Annotated in this window: 19 protein-coding genes; 10 read left to right on the top strand and 9 right to left on the bottom strand. The window is 49.4% G+C overall.

Translation table 11 applies throughout. The annotated features are described in order from the left end of the window. Nucleotides 1–62: 62 nt before the first annotated feature. Complete coding sequence (gene mobB, locus A6301_RS06435) at nucleotides 63–584, bottom strand: molybdopterin-guanine dinucleotide biosynthesis protein MobB (protein ID WP_234257370.1); 522 nt, start codon at nucleotides 582–584, stop codon at nucleotides 63–65. A gap of 4 nt (nucleotides 585–588) precedes the next feature. Continuing rightward, nucleotides 589–1152 (bottom strand): molybdenum cofactor guanylyltransferase MobA, encoded by a 564-nt coding sequence (gene mobA / locus A6301_RS06430; protein ID WP_234257369.1) that lies wholly within the window; start codon nucleotides 1150–1152, stop codon nucleotides 589–591. A gap of 212 nt (nucleotides 1153–1364) precedes the next feature. Between mobA and A6301_RS06425 the strand changes: the two genes are divergently transcribed. The 4 genes from A6301_RS06425 to polA all read left to right on the top strand — a co-directional run bounded on the left by A6301_RS06425 (nucleotide 1365) and on the right by polA (nucleotide 6521). Continuing rightward, nucleotides 1365–1634: a YihD family protein gene (locus A6301_RS06425; RefSeq protein ID WP_005968263.1), complete on the top strand. Its 270-nt coding sequence runs from the start codon at nucleotides 1365–1367 to the stop codon at nucleotides 1632–1634. Between the two features lie 78 nt (nucleotides 1635–1712). Further along, complete coding sequence (locus A6301_RS06420; protein WP_234257368.1) at nucleotides 1713–2699, top strand: serine/threonine protein kinase; 987 nt, start codon at nucleotides 1713–1715, stop codon at nucleotides 2697–2699. Between the two features lie 24 nt (nucleotides 2700–2723). Continuing rightward, nucleotides 2724–3347, top strand: a complete 624-nt coding sequence (gene dsbA / locus A6301_RS06415) for a thiol:disulfide interchange protein DsbA (protein WP_107169367.1) — start codon at nucleotides 2724–2726, stop codon at nucleotides 3345–3347. A 384-nt stretch (nucleotides 3348–3731) separates the two neighbouring features. Continuing rightward, nucleotides 3732–6521: a DNA polymerase I gene (polA, locus tag A6301_RS06410; protein ID WP_205540584.1), complete on the top strand. Its 2790-nt coding sequence runs from the start codon at nucleotides 3732–3734 to the stop codon at nucleotides 6519–6521. A 415-nt stretch (nucleotides 6522–6936) separates the two neighbouring features. Here polA and yihA read toward each other — a convergent pair whose 3' ends face one another. Next, on the bottom strand, nucleotides 6937–7572 hold the full coding sequence (gene yihA, locus A6301_RS06405) for a ribosome biogenesis GTP-binding protein YihA/YsxC (RefSeq protein WP_107169365.1): 636 nt from the start codon (nucleotides 7570–7572) through the stop codon (nucleotides 6937–6939). Between the two features lie 203 nt (nucleotides 7573–7775). Here yihA and yihI point away from each other — a divergent pair, with 203 nt between their 5' ends. Next, nucleotides 7776–8330, top strand: coding sequence for a Der GTPase-activating protein YihI (gene yihI, locus A6301_RS06400; protein ID WP_234257367.1), 555 nt, complete (start codon nucleotides 7776–7778; stop codon nucleotides 8328–8330). Nucleotides 8331–8644: 314 nt separating this feature from the next. After that, nucleotides 8645–10018, top strand: coding sequence for an oxygen-independent coproporphyrinogen III oxidase (hemN, locus tag A6301_RS06395; protein WP_234257366.1), 1374 nt, complete (start codon nucleotides 8645–8647; stop codon nucleotides 10016–10018). Between the two features lie 60 nt (nucleotides 10019–10078). Here the strand turns inward: hemN and A6301_RS06390 are convergent, their stop codons facing one another. The 4 genes from A6301_RS06390 to glnA form a co-directional block, all read right to left on the bottom strand. Then, a complete protein-coding gene (locus A6301_RS06390) occupies nucleotides 10079–10216 on the bottom strand; it encodes a YshB family small membrane protein (protein ID WP_010281646.1) in 138 nt (45 codons plus the stop codon). Nucleotides 10217–10359: 143 nt separating this feature from the next. Continuing rightward, nucleotides 10360–11772 (bottom strand): nitrogen regulation protein NR(I), encoded by a 1413-nt coding sequence (glnG, locus tag A6301_RS06385; protein WP_107169361.1) that lies wholly within the window; start codon nucleotides 11770–11772, stop codon nucleotides 10360–10362. Between the two features lie 8 nt (nucleotides 11773–11780). Beyond that, a complete protein-coding gene (glnL, locus tag A6301_RS06380) occupies nucleotides 11781–12830 on the bottom strand; it encodes a nitrogen regulation protein NR(II) (RefSeq protein ID WP_005968247.1) in 1050 nt (349 codons plus the stop codon). Nucleotides 12831–13033: 203 nt separating this feature from the next. Next, nucleotides 13034–14443: a glutamate--ammonia ligase gene (gene glnA / locus A6301_RS06375; protein WP_107169360.1), complete on the bottom strand. Its 1410-nt coding sequence runs from the start codon at nucleotides 14441–14443 to the stop codon at nucleotides 13034–13036. Nucleotides 14444–14812: 369 nt separating this feature from the next. On the opposite strand from glnA, the gene typA reads away from it, so the two are divergent. The 4 genes from typA (at nucleotide 14813) to fabY (ending at nucleotide 18931) form a co-directional block, all read left to right on the top strand. After that, nucleotides 14813–16636, top strand: a complete 1824-nt coding sequence (gene typA, locus A6301_RS06370) for a ribosome-dependent GTPase TypA (protein WP_107169359.1) — start codon at nucleotides 14813–14815, stop codon at nucleotides 16634–16636. Between the two features lie 162 nt (nucleotides 16637–16798). Further along, nucleotides 16799–17410: a glucose-1-phosphatase gene (yihX, locus tag A6301_RS06365; protein WP_107169358.1), complete on the top strand. Its 612-nt coding sequence runs from the start codon at nucleotides 16799–16801 to the stop codon at nucleotides 17408–17410. 64 nt (nucleotides 17411–17474) lie between these two features. Continuing rightward, the gene (dtd, locus tag A6301_RS06360; protein ID WP_010281657.1) at nucleotides 17475–17912 is read left to right on the top strand and encodes a D-aminoacyl-tRNA deacylase; all 438 of its coding nucleotides are present in this window, start codon (nucleotides 17475–17477) and stop codon (nucleotides 17910–17912) included. Between the two features lie 77 nt (nucleotides 17913–17989). Beyond that, nucleotides 17990–18931 (top strand): fatty acid biosynthesis protein FabY, encoded by a 942-nt coding sequence (gene fabY, locus A6301_RS06355; RefSeq protein ID WP_107169356.1) that lies wholly within the window; start codon nucleotides 17990–17992, stop codon nucleotides 18929–18931. A 162-nt stretch (nucleotides 18932–19093) separates the two neighbouring features. Here the strand turns inward: fabY and A6301_RS06350 are convergent, their stop codons facing one another. Together A6301_RS06350 and A6301_RS06345 are read right to left on the bottom strand one after the other, a co-directional pair. Then, nucleotides 19094–20785, bottom strand: coding sequence for an AsmA family protein (locus tag A6301_RS06350; protein ID WP_205540580.1), 1692 nt, complete (start codon nucleotides 20783–20785; stop codon nucleotides 19094–19096). Between the two features lie 157 nt (nucleotides 20786–20942). Further along, nucleotides 20943–22331 carry an NCS2 family protein gene (locus A6301_RS06345; protein WP_234257365.1) on the bottom strand — a complete coding sequence of 463 codons (1389 nt, stop codon included), beginning with the start codon at nucleotides 22329–22331 and terminating at the stop codon, nucleotides 20943–20945. Nucleotides 22332–22829 lie beyond the last annotated feature (498 nt).

Genomic DNA, 22829 nt, shown 5'->3' with positions numbered 1-22829 from the left:
GTGCGCGTTGCGGAGAGTACTTATTTACGCGTATCCCGTGGCGAAGACCGCCGATAAGCAGGTTATCGACGGCTATTTTGAAGCCATTGGTGGATAAAATTAGCTACCTGTTCTGGCTGATTGATATCGAGCATTGGAAGTATGGTATCTGTCTCAGAGTCTGCCGCAATCGCGATGACATATTCATCGATCAAATCATGCAATTCTCTGCCCAACGATTGACGAAATAAGGCTATTTTAGCGATCTTTTCGTGTTTAAAACCCTCAACCAGAACCAGATCAAGAGTTGATGCATCCATTTTTCCTGCCAAATCATAAATATTGGGTTCTTTCTGCTCAGGCGTTTCCGTCATCAACGCCCACCTTTCGCTGCTAGCGACCATAGTCTGTGTCGCACCCGCCTTACGTAGCTCGTAGCTATCTTTACCTGGTGTATCAATATCCATCCGATGATGTGTATGTTTAATTAACCCGACTCGAACGCCATGGTTAGTTAGTAGAGGGATGACGTGTTTGAGTAATGTTGTTTTACCTGTACCGCTGTAAGCAACGATTGCGAGCAAGGGGAGGCGTTTAGAATTCACTGTGCTAATCCTCCCAGTTAGATAAATCTTCAGGAGAATTCATATTGCGAAAGGCTCCTGGTTGATCGCTAAATGAAACGGTTTTTGCCCGGATCTGTTCCATAAATAGCATTAATTTGCGGTTTCCTAGATGCAGATAAGTTTCCAATGGTTCAATGAGGCTTTTATTGATTAAGAGTAATGTGGGATGCGAACGTTCCCCATCGGTGACATAAGCGGCATTGGCTTCCCCACGTGCTTGCCATAAGCGGTGTACCAAGTCGATAGGGAAGGCCGGAACATCACAAGGGACGAATACCACCCATTCGGACGTAGATGCATGTAATCCACTCAGGATGCCAGCCAGCGGGCCTGGAAAGGTTGTATCAACGTCACCAATAATGCGGCACCCGCTTTGTGCATATACATCCTGATTGCGGTTGGCGCTGATAATGACCTCGTCAACCTGTGTTTTAAGCCGAGACAGGGCGTGTTGATATAGTGCTACACCGTTTAGTGTTATCAGACCTTTATCATGCCCGCCCATGCGCGTTGCACGTCCGCCCGCGAGAATAACGCCTGTAATCATTTCACTTCCCAATTATCTATGCCCACTTTTCTTTGTACGAAAGCTTATGAGGGAGGAACCATACATTATTCTCTGAAAACTTTCACAGAAGACCAAGTTCTTTCCTCATGTGCGCAAGGCTGTTATTTTTATCGCTATATATTCAACATTACTCAAGCTGTTTTCTACTTCTTGAAATTTATTGAGTACAAACCGTTTTTAAGGAGAAAAAAATGAAATGTCACCGTGTTAATGAGCTGATAGAGCTGCTGCATCCAGCCTGGCAAAAAGAGCCCGATTTAAACCTAGTGCAATTTTTACAAAACCTTGCACAGGAGGCGGGGTTCGAGGGGCAGTTAAACGAACTAACTGATGATATCCTTATTTACCATCTGAAAATGCGTGATGCAGATAAAGAACAAGTCATTCCTGGTCTAAAGAAAGACTACGAGGAAGATTTCAAAACCGCTTTGCTGCGTGCCCGTGGGGTTATTAAAGACTAGTGAAAAGAAATAACACGTTCATGATGCTAACTATTTTACGCGTATATCTTATGCCGCCTCAGGCCATTTGTGGTCGCGATGAATAGCTCGGTATTTAATTTCCAGACACTGTTCCCAGATTTGATCGTGGATGCCTTGTTGGATGTCGGTCTGCGCGTTGACTCCGGTCTGACGGCATTAAACAGCTATGAAAACCGGGTGTATCAATTCGCTGATGAAGATCGTAAACGATTCGTGGTGAAATTTTATCGGCCGGAACGGTGGAGTGCGGCGCAAATTGTGGAAGAACACATTTTTGCCCAACAATTGGCAGAAGATGAAGTGCCTATCGTCGCGCCTGTTTTTCTTAATGGACAGACGCTGAATGTTTATGACGGATTTCATTTTGCCGTATTCCCTAGTATGGGGGGGCGGCAGTATGAGATGGATAATGAAGATCAGTTAGAGTGGGTCGGTCGTTTTCTTGGACGCATTCACCAGACGGGGCAGAAATCGTTATTCACCGAGCGACCGACGATCGGGGTAAATGAATATTTGCATGAACCTTATCGGTTGCTGGAGACGTGTCCGCTAATACCGAAAATACATCGACATAATTTTTTACAGGTAACCCGCCAACTGATTGATACAGTTGAAACTTATTGGCACAGCGACTGGCGTCCACTGCGTCTGCATGGAGATTGTCATCCAGGCAATATTTTGTGGCGTGATGGCCCGCTCTTTGTGGATTTGGACGATGCTCGCAATGGCCCGGCAATACAGGATTTATGGATGCTGTTGCATGGCGACCGCCGTGAACAACGTATTCAATTGGATATCTTATTAGAGGCTTATAGTGAATTTTCGGATTTTCAGGAGAAAGAACTGGCGTTGATTGAGCCTCTTCGTGCGATGCGACAGGTTTATTATCTGGCTTGGGTTGCGCGTCGTTGGGAAGACCCTGCTTTTCCGAAAAATTTCCCTTGGATGACGGATGCCGATTTTTGGTTGAAGCAAACGGCAATATTTATTGGACAAACTCAGCTGTTGCAGGAGCCTCCTCTACAGTTGATGCCCATGTACTGAAATTAAATGGAGAGAGTTAAATTTATGAAAAGATTATGGCTTGCGCTGATTGGCGTCGTTCTGGCATTTAGTGCTTCTGCTGCAGAATTTTCTGACGGTAAACAATATGTAGAATTAGATAAACCTGCAACCCAAGAACCTCAGGTTCTCGAATTCTTCTCATTCTATTGTCCGCACTGCTATCAATTTGAACAAGTTTACCATGTCCCGGATGCAGTAAAAAAAGCGCTGCCGGAGGGAGTGAAGATGACGCGTTATCATGTGGACTTCTTGGGCCCATTGGGTAAAAACCTGACGCAGGCTTGGGCTGTGGCCATGGCGCTGGGTGTGGAAGATAAAATTACCCCGCTGATGTTTGATGCCGTCCAGAAAACACAGACCGTACAAAAACCGGAAGATATTCGCGCTGTCTTTGTAAAAGCTGGTGTGAGTGCGGAAGAATTTGATGGTGCCCTGAACAGTTTTGTTGTGAAATCTCTGGTTGCCCAACAAGAAAAAGCGGCTGCAGATTTACAATTACGTGGTGTTCCAGCGATGTTCGTTAATGGCAAATATATGATCAAGAACGATGGTCTTGATACTAGCTCAATGGACGCTTACGTAAAACAGTATGCTGATGTGGTGAAATTCCTCATTACTAAAAAGTAATCACTTAATAGGCCATGCGGGTTAACCGCATGGCCTATACCCGTTATACTTCAAGCTGTTCACTCCCTTATCTTTTATATCTCACCACCTACAATATCTATTTATCTTTTTGTTTATATCCACAAATTAGATGACGGTTTGTCATGCATCAAAAACAAACAATTTATATTGTAACGTTATGAAATTGATAAGGATTAAATAAATCCATTAGACAAATGGATAAATTAATAATTACGCAAATAAAACTATTCACAAAGTTATCCACAGGAAAATCTTGCGATGCTCCATGCAAAATCAACCGATATCTTACGTTAAGGATCGTCTCTTTCTCTGACCTATGGCATGCTTAGCGCTATGACAGACTAACAACGATCACGGCAGGCTATGGCTCAGATTGCAGAAAACCCTTTAATACTGGTAGACGGTTCATCCTATTTGTATCGTGCGTATCACGCTTTCCCACCGTTAACAAACAGCGCGGGAGAAGCAACCGGTGCAATGTATGGCGTACTGAATATGCTACGCAGTTTGCTGCTGCAATATAGCCCCAGCCACGTTGCCGTTGTTTTTGATGCGAAAGGGAAAACGTTTCGCGATGAGCTGTTCGAAAACTATAAAGCTCACCGCCCACCTATGCCGGAGGATCTACGCGAACAGATAGAACCTCTGCATAATATGGTGAAAGCAATGGGGTTGCCGCTTTTGGCTGTTTCTGGTGTAGAAGCGGACGATGTCATTGGTACACTCGCGGTGCAGGCGGAAAAAGCGGGTAAGTCGGTGCTGATTAGTACTGGCGATAAAGATATGGCACAGCTTGTAACGCCGAGCGTGACGCTCATTAACACCATGAACAACACCATTCTTGGCCCACAGGAAGTGTGTGATAAATACGGTATTCCTCCTGAGCTGATTATCGATTTCCTCGCATTGATGGGAGATGCATCGGATAACATTCCCGGTGTGCCTGGTGTGGGTGAAAAAACGGCTCAGGCGCTATTGCAAGGGCTTGGCGGGCTGGATTCGCTCTATGCCAATCTCGATAAAATTGCCGGGCTTTCCTTCCGTGGCGCGAAAACCATGGCGCCGAAGCTGGAACAGCATAAAGAAGTGGCCTACCTCTCTTATCAGCTTGCCACCATTAAAACGGATGTTGAGCTGGAACTTAGCTGCGATCAGCTCACCGTTAACGAGCTGGATGTGGATGAACTGCATCGCCTCTTTTCCCGTTATGAATTTAAACGCTGGTTATCAGATATTGAATCAGGCACCTGGATGCAGGGTAAAAAGAGCAGCCAGCCAGCTCAGGCCATAAGTAACGTGGTAGTTGAGCAGGCTGCTGAAGAAGATAATGCGCCGACGCTTTCTGCCGATGGCTATGTCACTATTCTTGATGAAAAAACGCTGCTGGATTGGGTTGAGCGTTTAAAACAGGCTGAAGTTTTCGCTTTTGATACAGAAACCGACGGGCTGGATACGCTCACAGCCAATCTGATTGGTTTGTCATTTGCGATTAAGCCCGGTGAAGCGGCTTATTTACCGTTGGCACATGATTATTTGGATGCGCCGGAGCAGTTGGATCGCACCACGGTATTGGCATTATTTAAACCGCTGCTGGAAGATGAGAAGCTGCTTAAGATTGGCCAGAATCTCAAATTTGATAAAGGCGTGATGCAACGGTATGACATCGATTTACGCGGCATCGCGTTTGATACCATGTTGGAATCTTACGTGCTTGATAGTGTGGCGGGTCGTCACGATATGGATAGTCTGGCCGAACGCTATCTGAACCACAAGACTATTACCTTTGAAGAAATTGCGGGTAAAGGAAAAAATCAGCTGACGTTTAATCAGATCGCACTGGAACAGGCTGGGCCGTATGCGGCCGAGGATGCGGACGTTACGCTGCATCTGCACCAGAAGCTCTGGGGGAAACTCCAGCCACATGCCGATCTGTGTCAGGTCTTCCAGACGATTGATATGCCGCTGGTGCCAGTTTTATCCCGCATCGAGCGTACGGGCGTGCTGATCGATCCCGCGATTCTGGCAGAACACTCAAAAGAGCTAACGACTCGTTTGGCGGAGCTGGAAACAGAAGCGTATGAGCTGGCGGGTGAAGAGTTCAATCTCTCATCGACCAAGCAGCTACAGGGCATTCTGTATGAAAAGCAAAAGCTGCCGATTCTGAAGAAAACGCCAAAAGGCGCACCATCAACCAATGAAGAAGTGCTGGCTGAACTGGCGCTTGATTACCCTCTGCCGAAGCTGATCCTAGAGTATCGTGGCTTAGCCAAGCTGAAATCTACTTACACCGATAAGCTGCCGCTGATGATCAATCCGGCAACGAAGCGAGTGCATACGTCTTATCATCAGGCCGTTACTGCAACCGGACGTTTGTCTTCCAGCGATCCTAACCTGCAAAATATCCCGGTTCGTAATGATGAAGGGCGTCGTATTCGTCAGGCATTTATTGCACCTAAGGGCTACAGCATTGTGGCGGCGGACTACTCGCAAATTGAGCTGCGAATTATGGCGCATCTATCGGGTGATAAAGGGCTGTTGAATGCGTTCGCAAACGGATTGGATATCCACCGTGCAACGGCGTCAGAAGTGTTTGGCATCGCGTTAGATAAGGTGACATCAGAACAGCGTCGTAGTGCGAAAGCGATCAACTTCGGTCTGATCTACGGCATGAGCGCATTTGGCTTGTCACGCCAGTTGAACATTCCCCGTAGCGAATCGCAGAAATACATGAACCTGTATTTTGAGCGTTATCCTGGTGTGCAGGATTACATGGAGCGGACGCGCCAACAGGCTGCGGAACATGGCTATGTGTCTACATTGGATGGTCGCCGTCTCTACCTGCCAGATATCCATTCTCGTAATGCGATGGCGCGTAAAGGCGCGGAACGCGCGGCGATTAACGCCCCGATGCAGGGGACCGCTGCGGATATTATTAAGAAAGCCATGATCGCGATTGACGACTGGCTACAGAAAGATGCGCCGAAGGTGAAGATGATCATGCAGGTTCACGATGAACTGGTTTTCGAGATCCACGATTCGGTTATTGAGGAATCTATTAGTAAAATCAAAGTATTAATGGAAGGTTGTATGCAATTGAATGTTCCGTTGCAGGTAGACATCGGCACGGGCATGAACTGGGATCAAGCACATTAATGGCCGATTCTTACGCTATTTCTGTAATTAAATAACAGTATTGTGTGACCTGGTTTAACTTTGTGTAATCGATAACCATTTTCTATGAAAGTAAACAACAAAAAAGCCTTTGTTCCCGTGAAAAAATAGGGTAGAGTTAAAGACGTAGGGTACAGAGGTAAGATGTTCTATCTTTCAGACCTTTTACTTCACGTAATCGGATTTGGCTGAATATTAGCCGCCCCGCTCAGTTTTGAGCGGGGCGTTTTTTATGGGCTTTATCCAGGATTTTTGCCCTCAAAACGCCAATAATTGCCTGATAGACAGCAGCGGGTCAGCACAGTTTCGAGTGTGAAAAGAACGTCTCTGGTGGGCGATCATTGCGGGAAAGTGGGTACGTGATGCGAGTAATGATACTCTGCACCACGTGAAAGAATTATTCTGCTTCTTGTTCTTCTTCAGCGTGTGGCAGCGTGCTGAACCAGTTATCCAATTTCTGCCGTAGTTTATCGACGCCGAGTTTTTTCAGTGACGAAAATGCCTCAACCTGAATATCACCCATAAATGGCACGACAGCCTCGCGAACCATATGCAACTGTGTCTTACGTGCACCTGAAGCCAGCTTATCGGCTTTGGTCAGTAGTACTAAGACCGGAAGCTCGACATCGACAGCCCACTGAATCATTTGCTGATCGAGATCTTTCAAAGGATGACGAATATCCATAAGCACAACCAGACCCTTTAGGCTGTTACGCTTTTGCAGATATTCACCGAGCGCACGTTGCCATTTGATCTTCATTTGCTCTGGCACTTCGGCATAACCATAGCCAGGGAGATCGACTAAACGTACATCGTCTGCCACCTGGAACAGGTTAATCAACTGAGTACGGCCCGGCGTTTTACTGGTTCGCGCCAGGTTCTTCTGGTTGGTCAGCGTATTCAGCGCGCTGGATTTTCCGGCGTTAGAACGCCCAGCAAAGGCCACTTCAATACCGCTATCTGTTGCCAGATGGCGAATATCCGGGGCGCTGATGATAAAACGCGTCATGTGGTAGTTATATTGCTGGGTCACGATCGTTATCTCTGTCTGGATCTCTGTCTGGTTGGGGATTATACCTGTAACTGACAATAAAGGCGGGTTTATCTGCCTTAAAGTGCAGCAGACTGATATGAAAAGAAAAGCTCGGTCGTCTGATGTGGGCGCTTTTTTATTATCGGGCTTTCTGCTAGATTCCGCCGCACTTCCCTTATATCTGTGTACCTGAGAACAACATTATGAACCGACCTGTCAAAGGGGCTGCCGATAAGGCAGAAAAGCCCAAAGTAAAAAGAAAATCCCGCGAAGAGCTGGAGCGTGAAGCGCGTGAGCGGAAAAGAGATAAAAAACATCGTGGTCATGCTGCGGGTAGCCGAACTCAGGAAAAAGCGTCTTCTGACCAGAAGTCCGGGCAACGTAAAGTAGCCGATCCGCGTATTGGTAGTAAAAAGCCTGTACAGCTTGGCGTGTTAGATAGCGCTATCGCTAAACCGAAGCCTAAGTCAAAGCCTTCTGCGCCCGTGGAGAAAGCCGTTGCTGCCAAGCCGACAATGTCTCCAGAAGAAGAGCTGGAAATGTTAGAGAACGATGCGCGTCTGGATGCCCTGTTGGATCGTCTGGATAGCGGTGAAACGCTGAGCGCTAAAGATCAGTCATGGGTTGACGAAACGCTGGATCGTATCGATATCCTGATGGAAGAGCTTGGAATCGAGCTGGGTGATGATGATGAAGAAGAGCAACAGGAAGACATGTTGCAGCTTTTAAAACGTAATAACCCGAAAGACGCGTTCTAATCAATGAAATGGCTGTTTCTGTTCCTGATATTGCTAGTTGCGTTTTATCTGCTCTGTCTGTTCAGTAAACTATGGTTATTGTCGAAGCGTAAGCATCGGTTGCATCGCGCCTTGTTTAACGGGCGCGTGAATCAGGTTCGACGCCCAAAACAAGAACATAGGAAACGTTTTTGAACGCAGCCCTTTAGGGCTGTGAGTCATCAGGGATGAGGTGAGTAGCGAAATGCCGGGAGCGCTTTTGAACGCCGTTTTTTGGTGATCTGAAGGAGGGGAAGGATAACCCACCGAGTAAAAACTGGAAGGAGTGAGCGAATATGTCGATACCGTCCGTTGACTGGGATCTGGCCCTGATTCAAAAATATAACTATTCTGGGCCGCGTTATACGTCTTATCCCACAGCGTTAGAATTCAGTGAAGCTTACGATGAGCCTGCGTTTCAGCATGCCATTGCCCGTTATCCGCAGCGACCGCTGTCGCTGTATATCCACATCCCTTTTTGCCATCGGCTGTGCTATTTCTGCGGCTGTAATAAGCTGGTTACGCGTCAGCAGCATAAAGCGGATGAATACCTTGATGTGCTGGAGCTGGAGATTCGTCAGCGCGCGCCGCTATTCGTCGGACGAACGGTGACGCAATTGCATTGGGGCGGCGGTACGCCGACCTACCTGAATAAAGCACAAATTAGCCGGCTGATGTCGTTGTTGCGCGAGCTGTTCTCTTTTTCCGAGCAGGCTGAGCTGTCGCTTGAAGTTGATCCGCGGGAAATTGAACTGGATGTTCTCGACCATCTACGTGCTGAAGGGTTTAACCGCCTTAGCATGGGGGTGCAGGATTTTAATAAAGACGTTCAGAAGCTTGTCAATCGTGAGCAGGATGAAGACTTTATTTTTGCCCTTATTGAACGGGCAAAGGCGCTTGGCTTCACCTCAACCAATATTGATTTGATTTACGGCCTGCCGAAGCAAACGCCGGAAAGCTTCGCCTTTACGCTACAGCGCGTTGCGGAATTAAGTCCGCATCGACTGAGTGTTTTTAACTATGCGCATTTACCTAGCCTATTCGCGGCACAGCGTAAAATTAAAGACGCGGATTTACCGAGCGCGGAGCAAAAGCTGGATATTCTGCAACAGACGATTGGGTCGCTGACGCAATCGGGCTACCAGTTTATCGGTATGGATCACTTTGCTCGCCCAGACGATGAGCTGGCGGTCGCACAGCGAGAAGGGAAATTGCATCGCAATTTCCAGGGATATACGACGCAGGGCGATAGCGATCTGCTTGGTATGGGTGTTTCAGCGATTAGTATGATCGGTGATAGCTATGCTCAGAACCAGAAAGAGCTGAAGCAGTATTATGCACAGGTTAAAGACCAGGGGCATGGCTTGTGGCGTGGATTACAGCTGACGCGTGATGATTGTCTTCGCCGCGATGTGATTAAGACGCTTATCTGTAATTTCCAACTCAGCTATGCGCCGATTGAAGCAGAATACGCGATCGATTTTAAAACCTACTTTGAGCAGGATTTAGCGCTATTGGCACCGCTGGTGGCTGATGGGCTGGTCGATAGTCAGCAGGACGGACTGGTGGTGACGCCGAAAGGACGTTTGCTGATTCGCAATATCTGCATGTGTTTTGATGTTTATTTACGTAGCAAGCTCAGAACACAGCAATTTTCCCGCGTGATTTAACCAAAAAAAACAGCCAGTCGGTGTTCAGACCGGCTGGCTGTTCTCTTAACTTTTCGCTGATTAACTAAAGAAGTTAATCAGCGCGGCACACAAAACGGCGGCAATAGCAGCCTGCGGCGAATGGCTTGCCGCAGAACCAATTTCAGCGCCGTGTGTTGCAACGGAAAGTGTCGCCGCAGAAATCAATGAGTCCAGCATGGTATTCCTCCCGAATCAGCGACACGATCATACTGCTGGCTCAAGGCAAGTAAAGGACAAATTAATGACAATTTCGTGCGCCAGATTGTATTTTTTATCACCAAATTGTTTGTTAACAATTGAGCAATAAAAAAACAATCTCGCTACTCCATTCCCAGCTCTTTTAATTTACGCGTCAGGGTATTTCTACCCCATCCCAGCAATCTTGCCGCTTCCTGTTTATGTCCCTGAGTATGCCGCAGTGCCGTTGTCAGTAGCGTTCTTTCCATTTCTGGTTGCGCTTCCGCCAGCAGGTTTTGATGACCGGAACGCAGTGCGCGATCGGCCCATTGTGCCAATAGCGTGGCCCAACTGTCTGGCAGAATATGCACGGTAGAATCGGGCGCGGTGGTCTCGAACAGTTCAGGCGGCAGATCTTGGATCAACACTTCCTGACCAGCGGCCATGACCGTCAACCAGCGGCAGGTGTTCTCCAATTGGCGCACGTTGCCAGGCCACGGTAAACGGGTTAATGCCGTTTCCGCTTCTGGATGCAAATTCTTCGGCTCGACACCCAGCTCTTTGGCCGTGGCCTGCAAGAAATAACGTGCCAGACGGGGGATATCTTCCCGACGCTCACGTAGCGGCGGCAGATGAACGCGGATCACATTCAGGCGATGAAATAGGTCATCACGGAATTTGCCTTCCTGCACGCGTTGTTCAAGATTTTGGTGCGTTGCCGCAATAATGCGGACATCCACTTTCACCGCTGCATAGCCGCCAACGCGGTAAAACTGTCCATCTGCCAATACGCGCAGCAGACGTGTTTGTACGTCTAGCGGCATATCGCCGATTTCATCCAGAAACAGCGTACCGCCATCGGCCTGCTCAAAACGACCCTGACGGATCTGGTTTGCGCCTGTAAACGCGCCTTTTTCATGGCCGAACAGTTCCGATTCGATCAGATCTTTGGGAATAGCGGCCATATTCAGAGCGATAAAAGGAGCTTTGGTGCGCGGGCTGTGGCGATGCAGGGCGTGTGCCACCAGCTCTTTACCGGTTCCCGATTCGCCGTTAATCAGCACACTGATCGACGAACGAGATAGACGACCGATAATGCGAAAGACATCCTGCATCGCAGGCGCTTCACCGATAATGTCCGTTGTCGGACCATTGATCGGCTGGCTACGTACCGGCTGCTGTTGCTCCAGATAATGGCTGATTGCACGTTCAACTAGCGCAACGGCCTCATCAATATCAAAGGGTTTCGGCAAATAGTCGAACGCACCTTGTTGATAAGCGCTGACGGCAGCATCCAGATCGGAATGTGCCGTCATAATGATGACCGGGAGCATCGGGTGGCGCTGTTTGATTTGCTGTAAGAGCGCTAGTCCATCCATCCCTGGCATGCGGATGTCGGACAGCAGAACGTCGGGGGTTTGTGTTGCTAGCGCATGCAATACCTGATTGCCGTTCTCAAACGTTGCGCAGGTTAAACCCGCACCAGCAAGCGCGCGCTCAAGCACCCAACGGATGGAGCTATCGTCATCGACAATCCAGACTATCCCTCGTTGCATTGTGAACCTCACTGGCGAATGGGCAGGTAAACCGAGAATTCGGTGTGTCCTGGCCAACTGTTAAATTCAATTTTACCGGAGTGTTGGTCGATAAGACTGCGGGCGATAGAAAGCCCTAAACCGGTTCCCCCTTCGCGCCCGCTTACCATCGGGTAAAACAGGGTGTCCTGTAGCTGAGCGGGTACGCCGGGGCCGTCATCTTCCACATCAATACGGGCGGCGAGGCGGTAGCGCACACCGTGCAAAGTAAGCTGAAAAGCTGTGCGGGTGCGTATCGTAATCGTCCCGCCTTCCTCGCCCAGCGCCTGTAGCGCATTTCGGGTAATATTCAGCAGTACCTGTTCAATCTGGTCGGGGTCGTGCGTTAACTCCGGCAGGCTAGGATCGTAATCTTTTACCAGCGTCACGTTATCTGGCTTTTCCAGTGAGACAAGCTGGCAAACACGTTCGGCGACCTGATGGATGCTTTGGGTGACGTGCAGGCCGGGCTGTTGTGGCCCAAGCAGGCGATCAACCAGATTACGCAGGCGATCCGCCTGCTCAATAATGACCTTGGTGTATTCCGTCAACGCGGGATCGGGCAATGCCTTGGCAAGCAGCTGTGCGGCTCCGCGCAATCCGCCAAGCGGATTTTTTATCTCATGTGCCAGACCTCGGACCAAGTCACGAGCGGCCTGCTGCTGTGCATGTTGAAGCTGTTCCTGACTGAGACGGCGCTGGTTATCCATCGGCGCCATTTCCAGTAAGATAAAATCGTTTTGTACCCGCTGAGCGGTGAGCGACATGATGTGCGCTTTGCCATCCACGACGAGGGTGACTTCGTTATCCGTAAAACCTTGCCCTGAATCCAGACTTTCACGCAGTAAATCGATATTCAGAGAAAAATATCCCAGCAAATCGGGCAGCGGTGTGCCAGATAATTTACGCGAGCTTTGTGCCAGTAATTGCTGTGCTGCCGGGTTGGAATAGTGAATCGCCAGATCGTTATCCAGCAATAAGATGCTATTTATCAGAGAATTTAGGATCTGCCCAGCATCGGGCAGCGTGCCTGTTGCCATAACGCAGACTCCCGCACCAGCATGGTGCATTTAGTGTGGATGATGGATGTTACGCCACAACGGCCAATGCCCGTGGTGAAAAAAGCCCATCCGAAGATGGGCTGAAGCGTTTCCACGGCAACAAGAACAAACTTCTTAGTATTCTGTTGGTTATCGGTGATGGTCGGGTATCAGCACACCCAACCACGCCAAGGCAGAGATTATTAGACGCTGTAGTACAGTTCGAACTCAACTGGGTGTGGCGTCATACGAACGCGGTCAATCTCAGATTTACGCAGTTCGATATACGCTTCGATAGCGTCGTCGGTGAACACGCCACCACGGGTCAGGAACTCGCGGTCTTCGTTCAGTGCAGCCAGGGCCTCGTCCAGAGAACCTGCAACTTTTGGAATCTCTGCTTCTTCTTCCGGTGGCAAGTCGTACAGGTTTTTGTCCATCGCATCGCCAGGGTGGATTTTGTTGATGATACCGTCAAGGCCGGCCATCAGCAGTGCGGCGAAGCACAGGTATGGGTTAGCTGCTGGGTCAGGGAAGCGCGCTTCGATACGACGTGCTTTCGGGCTAGCAACCACTGGGATACGGATTGAAGCAGAACGGTTACGGGCAGAGTAAGCCAGCATAACAGGGGCTTCGTAGCCTGGGACCAGACGCTTGTAGGAGTTAGTGGTTGGGTTCGCCAGGGCGTTGATAGCTTTAGCGTGTTTGATAACACCGCCGATGTAGAACAGAGCCAGTTCAGACAGGCCGCCGTATTTGTCGCCAGCGAACAGGTTAGTACCGTCTTTAGACAGAGACATGTGGCAGTGCATACCAGAACCGTTATCACCGAACATGGGTTTTGGCATGAAGGTCGCGGTTTTACCGTAGGCGTGAGCCACGTTGTGCACGACATATTTGTAGATCTGAATTTCGTCAGCTTTTTTGGTCATGGTGTTGAAGCGGGTAGCCACTTCGTTCTGACCAGCGGTAGCCACTTCGTGGTGGTGAGCTTCAACAACCAGACCCATTTGCTCCATGGTCAAACACATAGCAGAACGGATGTCCTGCGCTGAGTCGACAGGTGGAACTGGGAAGTAGCCGCCTTTCAGACCTGGACGGTGACCTTTGTTACCGCCTTCGTATTCTTTACCGGAGTTCCAGTAAGCTTCGATATCGTCGATAGCAACGTGGGAGCCGGACGTGCTGCTGCCGAAACGGATGTCATCAAACAGGAAGAATTCTGGCTCTGGCCCGAACAGTACGGTGTCGGCAATGCCAGAAGAACGCAGGAAATCTTCCGCACGTTTCGCGATAGAACGTGGGTCGCGATCGTAGCCCTGCATGGTGCCTGGCTCGAGGATGTCACAACGAATGATCAGCGTAGAATCTTCGAAGAACGGATCGATCATCGCGGTGCTGGCATCTGGCATCAGAACCATGTCTGACTCGTTAATACCTTTCCAGCCGCCAATCGAGGAACCATCAAACATTTTACCTTCTTCGAAGAAGTCGGCATTGACTTGATGAGCCGGAATGGTGACGTGCTGCTCTTTACCTTTAGTATCCGTGAAGCGTAAATCAACAAACTTCACTTCGTGCTCATTCAGCATCGTCAAAACATGTTCTGCGGACATACTTGGTTCTCCCGATTGGTCATTTATCGTCGTGGAACGAATATCGTTGTGGATTGATGTTGTTGCCGTGAGTAGACTAAAGCTAAAAGTGTGCCAACTTTTTAAATTCGTGCAATGTGTTGCCCCTTGGGGCTTTCTCACGTAAACCCACTGCACCATTATAGTCTAAAGCACCAAAATGGTGCTCCATATGTGAATTATTGCACTTATTTAGTGCATTCATGTTCGCTTGTAGCGCTTTTGCACCGTGAAAGGGATCACAAAGCAGGCAGCTCTAGGTTGTTTATCATAGATGCTTGTGATCTTGTTTAGTCCCTCGATTAATACGTGTACAATAGCGCGCTATTTCTAAATGCCTGAGGCAAAGCTGTGATCGAAAATTTGCGTAACATCGCCATTATTGCGCACGTTGACCATGGGAAAACCACCCTGGTTGACAAACTGTTGCAACAATCCGGAACGTTCGGTGAACGTGTCGAAGCAACTGAGCGTGTAATGGACTCCAACGATTTGGAGAAAGAGCGTGGAATTACTATCCTCGCAAAAAATACCGCCATTAATTGGAAAGACTACCGTATTAATATCGTAGATACCCCGGGACACGCCGACTTCGGCGGCGAGGTTGAGCGTGTTATGTCGATGGTTGACTCGGTACTGCTGGTTGTTGATGCGATGGATGGCCCGATGCCGCAAACTCGTTTCGTGACCAAAAAAGCGTTTGCCAACGGTCTGAAACCTATTGTGGTTATCAACAAAGTTGACCGTCCTGGCGCGCGTCCTGACTGGGTTGTCGATCAGGTATTCGACCTGTTCGTGAACCTGGATGCGACTGACGAGCAGCTGGATTTCCCGATCATTTATGCTTCTGCGCTGAATGGTATCGCGGGTCTCGACCATACCGACATGGCGGAAGATATGACTCCGCTGTATCAGGCGATTGTCGATCACGTTTCTCCGCCTCAGGTTGAGATGGATGCGCCGTTCCAGATGCAGATATCTCAGCTGGACTACAACAACTATGTTGGCGTTATCGGTATCGGCCGTATCAAGCGCGGTAAAGTTAAGCCTAACCAACAAGTTACTATTGTTGATAGCGAAGGCAAAACCCGTAACGGTAAAGTCGGTAAAGTTCTGACTCACCTGGGTCTGGAGCGTATCGACGCGACTGAAGCGGAAGCAGGCGATATCATCGCGATCACCGGTCTGGGCGAGCTGAACATTTCCGACACCATCTGCGATCCGCAGAATGTCGAAGCGCTGCCAGCACTGAGCGTCGATGAACCTACCGTTACCATGTTCTTCAACGTCAATACTTCACCATTCTGCGGTAAAGAAGGTAAGTATGTTACGTCGCGCCAGATTCTGGAGCGTCTGAACAAAGAGCTGGTACACAACGTTGCTCTGCGCGTTGACGAAACCGAAGACGCTGATGCATTCCGCGTTTCTGGTCGTGGTGAGCTGCACCTGTCAGTTCTGATCGAAAACATGCGTCGTGAAGGCTTTGAACTGGCCGTATCACGTCCGAAAGTTATCAACCGCGTTATCGACGGCCGTAACCAAGAGCCGTTTGAAAACGTGACGCTGGACATCGAAGAACAGCACCAGGGTTCAGTCATGCAAGCCATGGGTGAGCGTAAAGGTGATGTGAAAGACATGATCCCAGATGGCAAGGGTCGTATCCGTCTGGATTACCTGATCCCTGCTCGTGGTCTGATCGGTTTCCGTACCGAATTCATGACTATGACGTCTGGTACAGGTCTGCTGTACTCCACGTTCAGCCACTACGATGACGTGCGTCAGGGTGAAATCGGCCAACGTCAGAACGGCGTGCTGATCTCTAATGGTCAGGGTAAAGCGGTCGCGTTCGCACTGTTTAGCCTGCAAGATCGCGGTAAGCTGTTCCTCGGACACGGTGCAGAAGTGTATGAAGGCCAGATCATCGGTATTCACTCACGTTCTAACGACCTGACGGTAAACTGTCTGACCGGTAAGAAACTGACCAACATGCGTGCATCGGGTACTGACGAAGCGACTACGCTGGTTCCGGCCATCAAAATGTCTCTGGAACAAGCGCTGGAGTTCATTGATGATGACGAACTGGTTGAAGTTACGCCACAGTCTATTCGTATTCGTAAGCGTCACCTGACTGAAAACGATCGTAAGCGCGCGAGCCGCGGCAGCAAAGACGTCTAATTTCAGACCGATTTGTATTGTCACGTAACAGGGCACCTTCGGGTGCCCTGAATTTTATGCGCTTTCTTCCACTTTAACCTTTCCTTTATATTTCCTCCCTGTTCAGCTCCGCCATTTCCCGCTACAGTGAAAATCCTACGATTGCGTCAGAAGGTGGCTGCCATGCTGTATATCTTTGATTTGGGTAATGTCGTCATTGATATTGATTTCAAAAGAGTATTGGGCGTCTGGAGTAATCTGAGCAGCGCGCCGCTCGCAACGTTGCAAGAGCGCTTTGTCATGGGCGACGCGTTTGAACAGCATGAGCGGGGCGAAATTAGCGACGAGGAATTTGCCACCAGGCTGTGCCAGGAAATGGGCATCGCCCTGAGCTTCGAGCAATTCACCGCTGGTTGGCAGGCTATTTTTATTGCACTGCGTCCTGAGGTTATCGACATCATGCAGCGTTTGCGTCAGGAAGGACACCGCGTGGTGATTCTCTCGAATACCAATCGTCTCCATTGTTCACACTGGCCAGCATTGTTTCCAGAAGTGGGGGATGCGGCTGACAGACTCTATTTGTCGCAAGACATTGGGTTACGCAAACCTGAATTGGCGATTTATCACTATGTCCTGACACAGGAAGGTGTTACGCCTGAGCAGGCCGTGTTTTTTGACGATAATTCTGCAAATATTGATGCTGCGCAGAGTCTGGGCATTCACAGCATTCTGGTGACCGATCGTCACGTGGTTCCAGACTTTTTCGCTATGCAGACAACGACGGCCAAAGCATGATTTGTATCGCAGGGGCGGACATAGCCCCTCTTGGGAATGATAACATCAGGAGTAGTTGGGTTTTATGATTGCGCTAATTCAGCGGGTTTCCAGCGCCAGCGTTACGGTAGAAGGCAGTGTGGTTGGGGAAATCGATAAAGGTTTGCTGATCTTGCTGGGCGTTGAGCAGGGCGATGACGAACAAAAAGCTACACGACTTTGCGAGCGCGTGTTGGGCTACCGGATATTCGGTGACGATGACGGGAAAATGAACCTCAATGTGCGTCAGGCAGGCGGTAATGTGCTGGTGGTTTCCCAGTTTACGCTGGTGGCCGATACGCAGCGTGGTATGAGACCTGGATTTTCCCGTGGTGCACATCCCTCAGAGGCCGATCGCCTCTATCAGTATTTTGTTGGGCAGTGTCGTGAGCAAGGCGTTCATACAGAAACGGGGCAGTTCGCGGCGGATATGAAAGTGGCATTGGTGAATGATGGCCCGGTGACGTTCTGGTTACAGACATAACGCTGCTGTTCCGTGTATCAGTTTGAGATCTTATGAACCATGGTGCAACAAAGCATCATCGGCATAGAGGAAGGGCTATGTATCATCTGAGAGTACCTGAAAGCGCGGAAGAACTGGATGCGTACTATCAATTTCGCTGGGAAATGCTGCGTAAACCCCTACACCAGCCGCTAGGCTCCGAACGTGATGCCTATGACGCGCTGGCACATCACCAAACGGTGGTTGATGAGCAGGGGAAGCTGGTCGCGATTGGGCGTCTTTCTATCAATGCAGATAATGAGGCGGCAATCCGCTTTCTAGCTGTTCATCCTGACCTACGGGGGAAAGGGTTAGGAACACTGCTTGCGATTACTCTGGAGTCTGTAGCACGTCAGGAAGGCGTTAAACGCGTGGTCTGTAGCGCCCGTGAAGACGCAATGGACTTCTTTTCCAAACTAGGTTTTGTTAATCAGGGGGAAATCACTGCGCCGCAAACGACGCCTGTTCGGCACTTCCTGATGATCAAACCGGTGGTAACGCTGGATGATATCTTGCACCGCCCTGACTGGTGCGGGCAGTTGCAGCAGGCTTGGTATGATCATATCCCTCTGAGTGAAAAAATGGGGGTACGGATAAGCCAGTACACCGGGAAGAAATTTATTACTACCATGCCTGAAGCGGGTAATCAGAATCCGCATCACACGCTTTTTGCCGGCAGTATGTTTTCTCTCGCAACGCTAACGGGTTGGGGGTTGATCTGGCTGTTGCTGCGTGAACGGCATCTTGGTGGAACGATCATTCTGGCGGATGCGCATATTCGTTACAGTACGCCAGTCAGTGGCCGACCAAGCGCTATTGCCGATTTGGGGTCGCTGAGTGGCGATCTGGATCGTCTGGCCCGAGGGCGTAAGGCGCGAGTGCAGTTAAACGTCGAGCTGTTCGGTGATGACAATAAAGGGGCGTTATTTGAAGGGGTGTATATCGTGCTGCCTGCTCAGCCGGATGCGCCATTGGAAGAGGGGGGATCGGAAGTCGATTAACCCGTTACTGAGCCTTATGACGTTCTTCCCATCCGTACATCACGCTTCACGCTAGCCCGCAGTACCCCGTCAGAGTAACCCCGTGGTTTTTACGGGGTTTACCCTATTTTTCAGCATGTTATTAATCTGTAAATGCTTTTAACGTCTTTGAAAACGTAATATTTATGGCGTTTCCGTCACCGTTCCCTGATGCATTTGCTGTCTGATGGGATGATCATTGCTATCCACACCTTGTAGCGTGCCAGTTAGCGTCGGCTTCAGCGGTGTATCCGCGGCAAGCCGCCCATTTAACTGCAATTGCAGATTGGTGTTGCCTGTTGGTGCGGTTGCGGGTTCTGGCCATCCCCAACGTGTCAGAACATCTAGCGGTACGGCGCGCCCTGTCAGCGATAGGGAAAAGTTGCGTGCGGGTTGCTGATTGATGGTTGCTTTAGCATCCAGCATGCCATTCTGCGTAAATGCACTGAGTTCATTAATGGCGAGCTGGTTATCATCGGCGACCAATGCCAGAGAAGGGCGACGAACATCAACTTTATTGAACGTTGCGTCACTGGCATTAAGAGTCAACGATCCTGTCCACACTCCCCATTGGTGATTGCGAGCCAGCAGCAAATCGCTGCCATAACCATCCAATGCGGTTAGCTGGAAAGGAAAATCCGGGTTGATATCGATTAGCAGGTTACGATTCGCCGTGAATTTTCGCACATTCACTTCTGCCAGCCATGATGGCAGTGTCGCTTGCCAACGTTGACGCCAGTCGCTGGGGAGTGTGTACTCCATCCCGGCAACAACAAATTCATTCAGCTGTAAGCGCCGATTGCTCCGCTGCCAGTTGCCGTTGGTCCGCAGTAAACCGCCTTCCCAGCGTGTGGAGAACTGCTTGATGTTAACACCCGCTGGCGACAAATCCAGATTCACGATCGGGTCGATAAGGTGCATGTTGCCGTTCACAATATCGGTCGCATTGAACGACAGCGTCCCCCCTTCGCTCTGCCAGTCATTCTGCTTAAACGTGACATTTTGTAGGGCAACATCCAGGTCGATAAACGCCCAGCCCGGCCCTTCAATACGAGCATCAATCAGGTCAAAGCGGTTAACCGTAACCGAAGGTAGTTCGGTTACGGGCTGCCAGAAGGCTTCCGGCGTTCTCTGCGTTTGCAAACGGACATTGCTGAGTCGGAGATTACCTATCTGCCAACTGCCGTCTTCCGCGCGGCTGGCGTTGCCTGTTAGCTGCCCCTGGGCAACATCGGCGCCGAAATTGCTCAAAATCAGCTGGTTGTGGTTGATCTCGCCTTGAACTAATACCTGACTGGCAGGAATATCGTTGAGCTCAAGCGAACGGGCGCTGAGCTGGAACTGCCCTTGTTTGCCCAGTAGATAACCCGCTTCGGGCTGCCACGGCATTATGCCGCCGTTGATCTGCTGACCATTCAGGCGCCAATCACCGTCCTTTGCCTGTAGTGCCATGGTACGCAGTTGTAGCACATCGGCTTCGATAGGGAGCGTGGCGGCCTGTGGGGAAAGGTTCAGCGTACCGCCTTCCAATTCCAGGCTGGCGAAATGGCGCGGATCGGTAATTTGACGCACGCTAAACCCGGCTGAGACCTGCTTTGCGGTGAGGGTCGGCGGCTGGTTTTTCTGACCAAAACTGACATCGGTGAGTTGGATATGATCGGCTGTTGACCAGCCATGATTGATTTTGCCCAGAGATAACTGGTAGTTGGTGTTCTGGTTTACCCAATTACTCACCCAGCCTGCAGCCCAACTGGTTTGCAGTAATACATATACGACCACTAGCGCTAAAAAGGCCAGCAGCAGTAGGGTCAGCAATAATTTCCCGATAAATTTCATCGTGTCAGTCCATGCCAATCGTCAGGGAGAACTGTTCTTATGCCGCAATTTCCCTGAAGGCTCAATAGGTAATGCTGTTACAGACAGTAAAAAGCGAGCGGTGTTGCATCACCGCTCGCTTTTACATGAATTGAACAGAAATTATTGCGTACTGGCGCTATTTTTCTTCGTGTGGGAAGACCATATTCAGTACGATTGCGGTAATACCGCCAGCGGCAATACCGGAAGACAGCAATGTTTTAATCCAATCCGGTGCGAATTGCAGAATCAACGGCTGCTGTGATACGCCAAGGCCGACAGCCAGTGACAATGCAATAATCATGATCGCACGGCGGTTCAGCGGTTCACGCGATACAATGCGCACACCAGAGGCGGCGATCGTACCAAACATCACGATAGTGGCGCCGCCCAGAACCGGCTCTGGAATATGTTGCACAAATCCGCTGACCGCAGGGAACAGCCCTAGCGCGATCAGCATCAGTGAAACCACGAAACCGACATATCGGCTAGCAACGCCGGTAAGCTGGATGACGCCGTTATTCTGGCCGAAGCAAGAGTTCGGGAAGGTATTGAATACAGCGGACAGGCAAGAGTTCAGACCGTTTGCCAGCACGCCGCCTTTCAAGCGTTTCATGTACAGTGGGCCTTTGACGGGCTGCTCGGAAACGTCGGAGGTCGCGGTGATATCACCGATGGTTTCCAACGATGTGACCATGAAGACCAGCATCAGCGGAATCAACAGATTCCAGTCAAAGCCTAAACCGTAATACAGCGGTGTGGGCACCATGATGGCTGTATCGTGTTGCGAGGATGTGTTTTCCGGCAGCATACCCATTAGCCAGGCACCCAGATAACCCACCGCCATGGCAATCACCAGCGAGGCGACGCGCAGGTAGGGGTTACGCTGGCGGTTCAGCAGAATAATCACCAGCAGCACCACACCTGCCAGCAATAAGTTCTTAGGCGCACCGAAGGTGTTATTACCCATCGCGGCATAACCACCGCCGATAGAGGTCAGGCCGACCTGAATCAACGACAGACCAATGATCATCACCACAATGCCGGAAACCAGCGGGGTGATGATGCGGCGAGTTAAATGCAAAAAGCGTGAAAGAATGATTTCGGTGAAGGACGCGACCATCAGCGTACCGAACAGCGCAGCCATCATCGTGGGAACATCCGCTCCACCATTCTTCAGCGCCAGCCCACCCATAATCAGCGGCGTCACGAAGTTAAAGCTGGTGCCCTGAATAGATAGAAGACCAGAACCAATGGGACCCCAGGTTTTAATTTGGAGAATAGAGGCCAGGCCGGAAGCGAAAAGCGACATGCTGATGATGCGCTGCGTATCCTGAGCGGGTAAACCTAATGCCTGACAGATCAGTAGCGCGGGGGTAATCACAGCAACAAACATGGCCAACAGGTGCTGGCTGGCGGCGAACAGCGTTTGCGGCAGCGGTGGCCTGTCTTCAAGACGATAGATAAGTTCACTGCGCTGAGGAGTGGCAGCGGCTTCGGTTTGGGACGTTTCCGTGGTGGTAGTCATGATGTAAGTTGGCGTTCCTGAAACGACAAAGAGCGCATTTTAATGATCTCTTTGTCGAAAGCAAACGTTTGCTAACGTTTGTCCACATGATTTTTAGGTTATGAAATAGCCCATCAGACAGATGTTTTCCCTTTGTGAGAATATTATTAATGATGAAAATAGTCTCGAAAAAGGCAATCACAGCGACCTTATATAAGGTAATTTTAAATTAAATATGTTTTTTATCTTATAAAAAATGGATTCCATCATTTTTATTCTAATAAAAATAATGCTGTGTGAACTTGTTATAACACCAATTTAATATAATTATCTTGTTAATTATATTAAATTAAAATAATCCCGTAATAATGATTTATTTCAACTAGATTAAATCATTTTTCTTGATATATAATGGCTTCGATGAATTCATAGTCATTTTATTAAAGTTGCAGGGAGCGACTTCCCCCTCCTTTTTGCACTAAATAAAATATTTTTCATTTAAAATGATCAAGGATGATG

The sequence above is a fragment of the Pectobacterium sp. IFB5596 genome (assembly GCF_021432585.1).
In the GTDB taxonomy this organism is placed as follows: Bacteria; Pseudomonadota; Gammaproteobacteria; order Enterobacterales; family Enterobacteriaceae; genus Pectobacterium; species Pectobacterium punjabense.
Note: the sequence above shows the minus strand (reverse complement) of the source record. Positions and strands in the feature narration are given on the sequence as shown.

What these genes read in the sequence shown, in the direction of transcription:
- A6301_RS06350 (WP_205540580.1), bottom strand. Translation starts at nt 20,785, where the DNA reads ATGAAATTTATCGGGAAATTATTGCTGACCCTACTGCTGCTGGCCTTT.
- glnA (WP_107169360.1), bottom strand. Translation starts at nt 14,443, where the DNA reads ATGTCCGCAGAACATGTTTTGACGATGCTGAATGAGCACGAAGTGAAG.
- dsbA (WP_107169367.1), top strand. Translation starts at nt 2,724, where the DNA reads ATGAAAAGATTATGGCTTGCGCTGATTGGCGTCGTTCTGGCATTTAGT.
- dtd (WP_010281657.1), top strand. Translation starts at nt 17,475, where the DNA reads ATGATTGCGCTAATTCAGCGGGTTTCCAGCGCCAGCGTTACGGTAGAA.
- A6301_RS06420 (WP_234257368.1), top strand. Translation starts at nt 1,713, where the DNA reads ATGAATAGCTCGGTATTTAATTTCCAGACACTGTTCCCAGATTTGATC.
- yihI (WP_234257367.1), top strand. Translation starts at nt 7,776, where the DNA reads ATGAACCGACCTGTCAAAGGGGCTGCCGATAAGGCAGAAAAGCCCAAA.
- A6301_RS06390 (WP_010281646.1), bottom strand. Translation starts at nt 10,216, where the DNA reads ATGCTGGACTCATTGATTTCTGCGGCGACACTTTCCGTTGCAACACAC.
- polA (WP_205540584.1), top strand. Translation starts at nt 3,732, where the DNA reads ATGGCTCAGATTGCAGAAAACCCTTTAATACTGGTAGACGGTTCATCC.
- glnG (WP_107169361.1), bottom strand. Translation starts at nt 11,772, where the DNA reads ATGCAACGAGGGATAGTCTGGATTGTCGATGACGATAGCTCCATCCGT.
- yihX (WP_107169358.1), top strand. Translation starts at nt 16,799, where the DNA reads ATGCTGTATATCTTTGATTTGGGTAATGTCGTCATTGATATTGATTTC.
- A6301_RS06425 (WP_005968263.1), top strand. Translation starts at nt 1,365, where the DNA reads ATGAAATGTCACCGTGTTAATGAGCTGATAGAGCTGCTGCATCCAGCC.
- A6301_RS06345 (WP_234257365.1), bottom strand. Translation starts at nt 22,331, where the DNA reads ATGACTACCACCACGGAAACGTCCCAAACCGAAGCCGCTGCCACTCCT.
- glnL (WP_005968247.1), bottom strand. Translation starts at nt 12,830, where the DNA reads ATGGCAACAGGCACGCTGCCCGATGCTGGGCAGATCCTAAATTCTCTG.
- hemN (WP_234257366.1), top strand. Translation starts at nt 8,645, where the DNA reads ATGTCGATACCGTCCGTTGACTGGGATCTGGCCCTGATTCAAAAATAT.
- mobA (WP_234257369.1), bottom strand. Translation starts at nt 1,152, where the DNA reads ATGATTACAGGCGTTATTCTCGCGGGCGGACGTGCAACGCGCATGGGC.
- fabY (WP_107169356.1), top strand. Translation starts at nt 17,990, where the DNA reads ATGTATCATCTGAGAGTACCTGAAAGCGCGGAAGAACTGGATGCGTAC.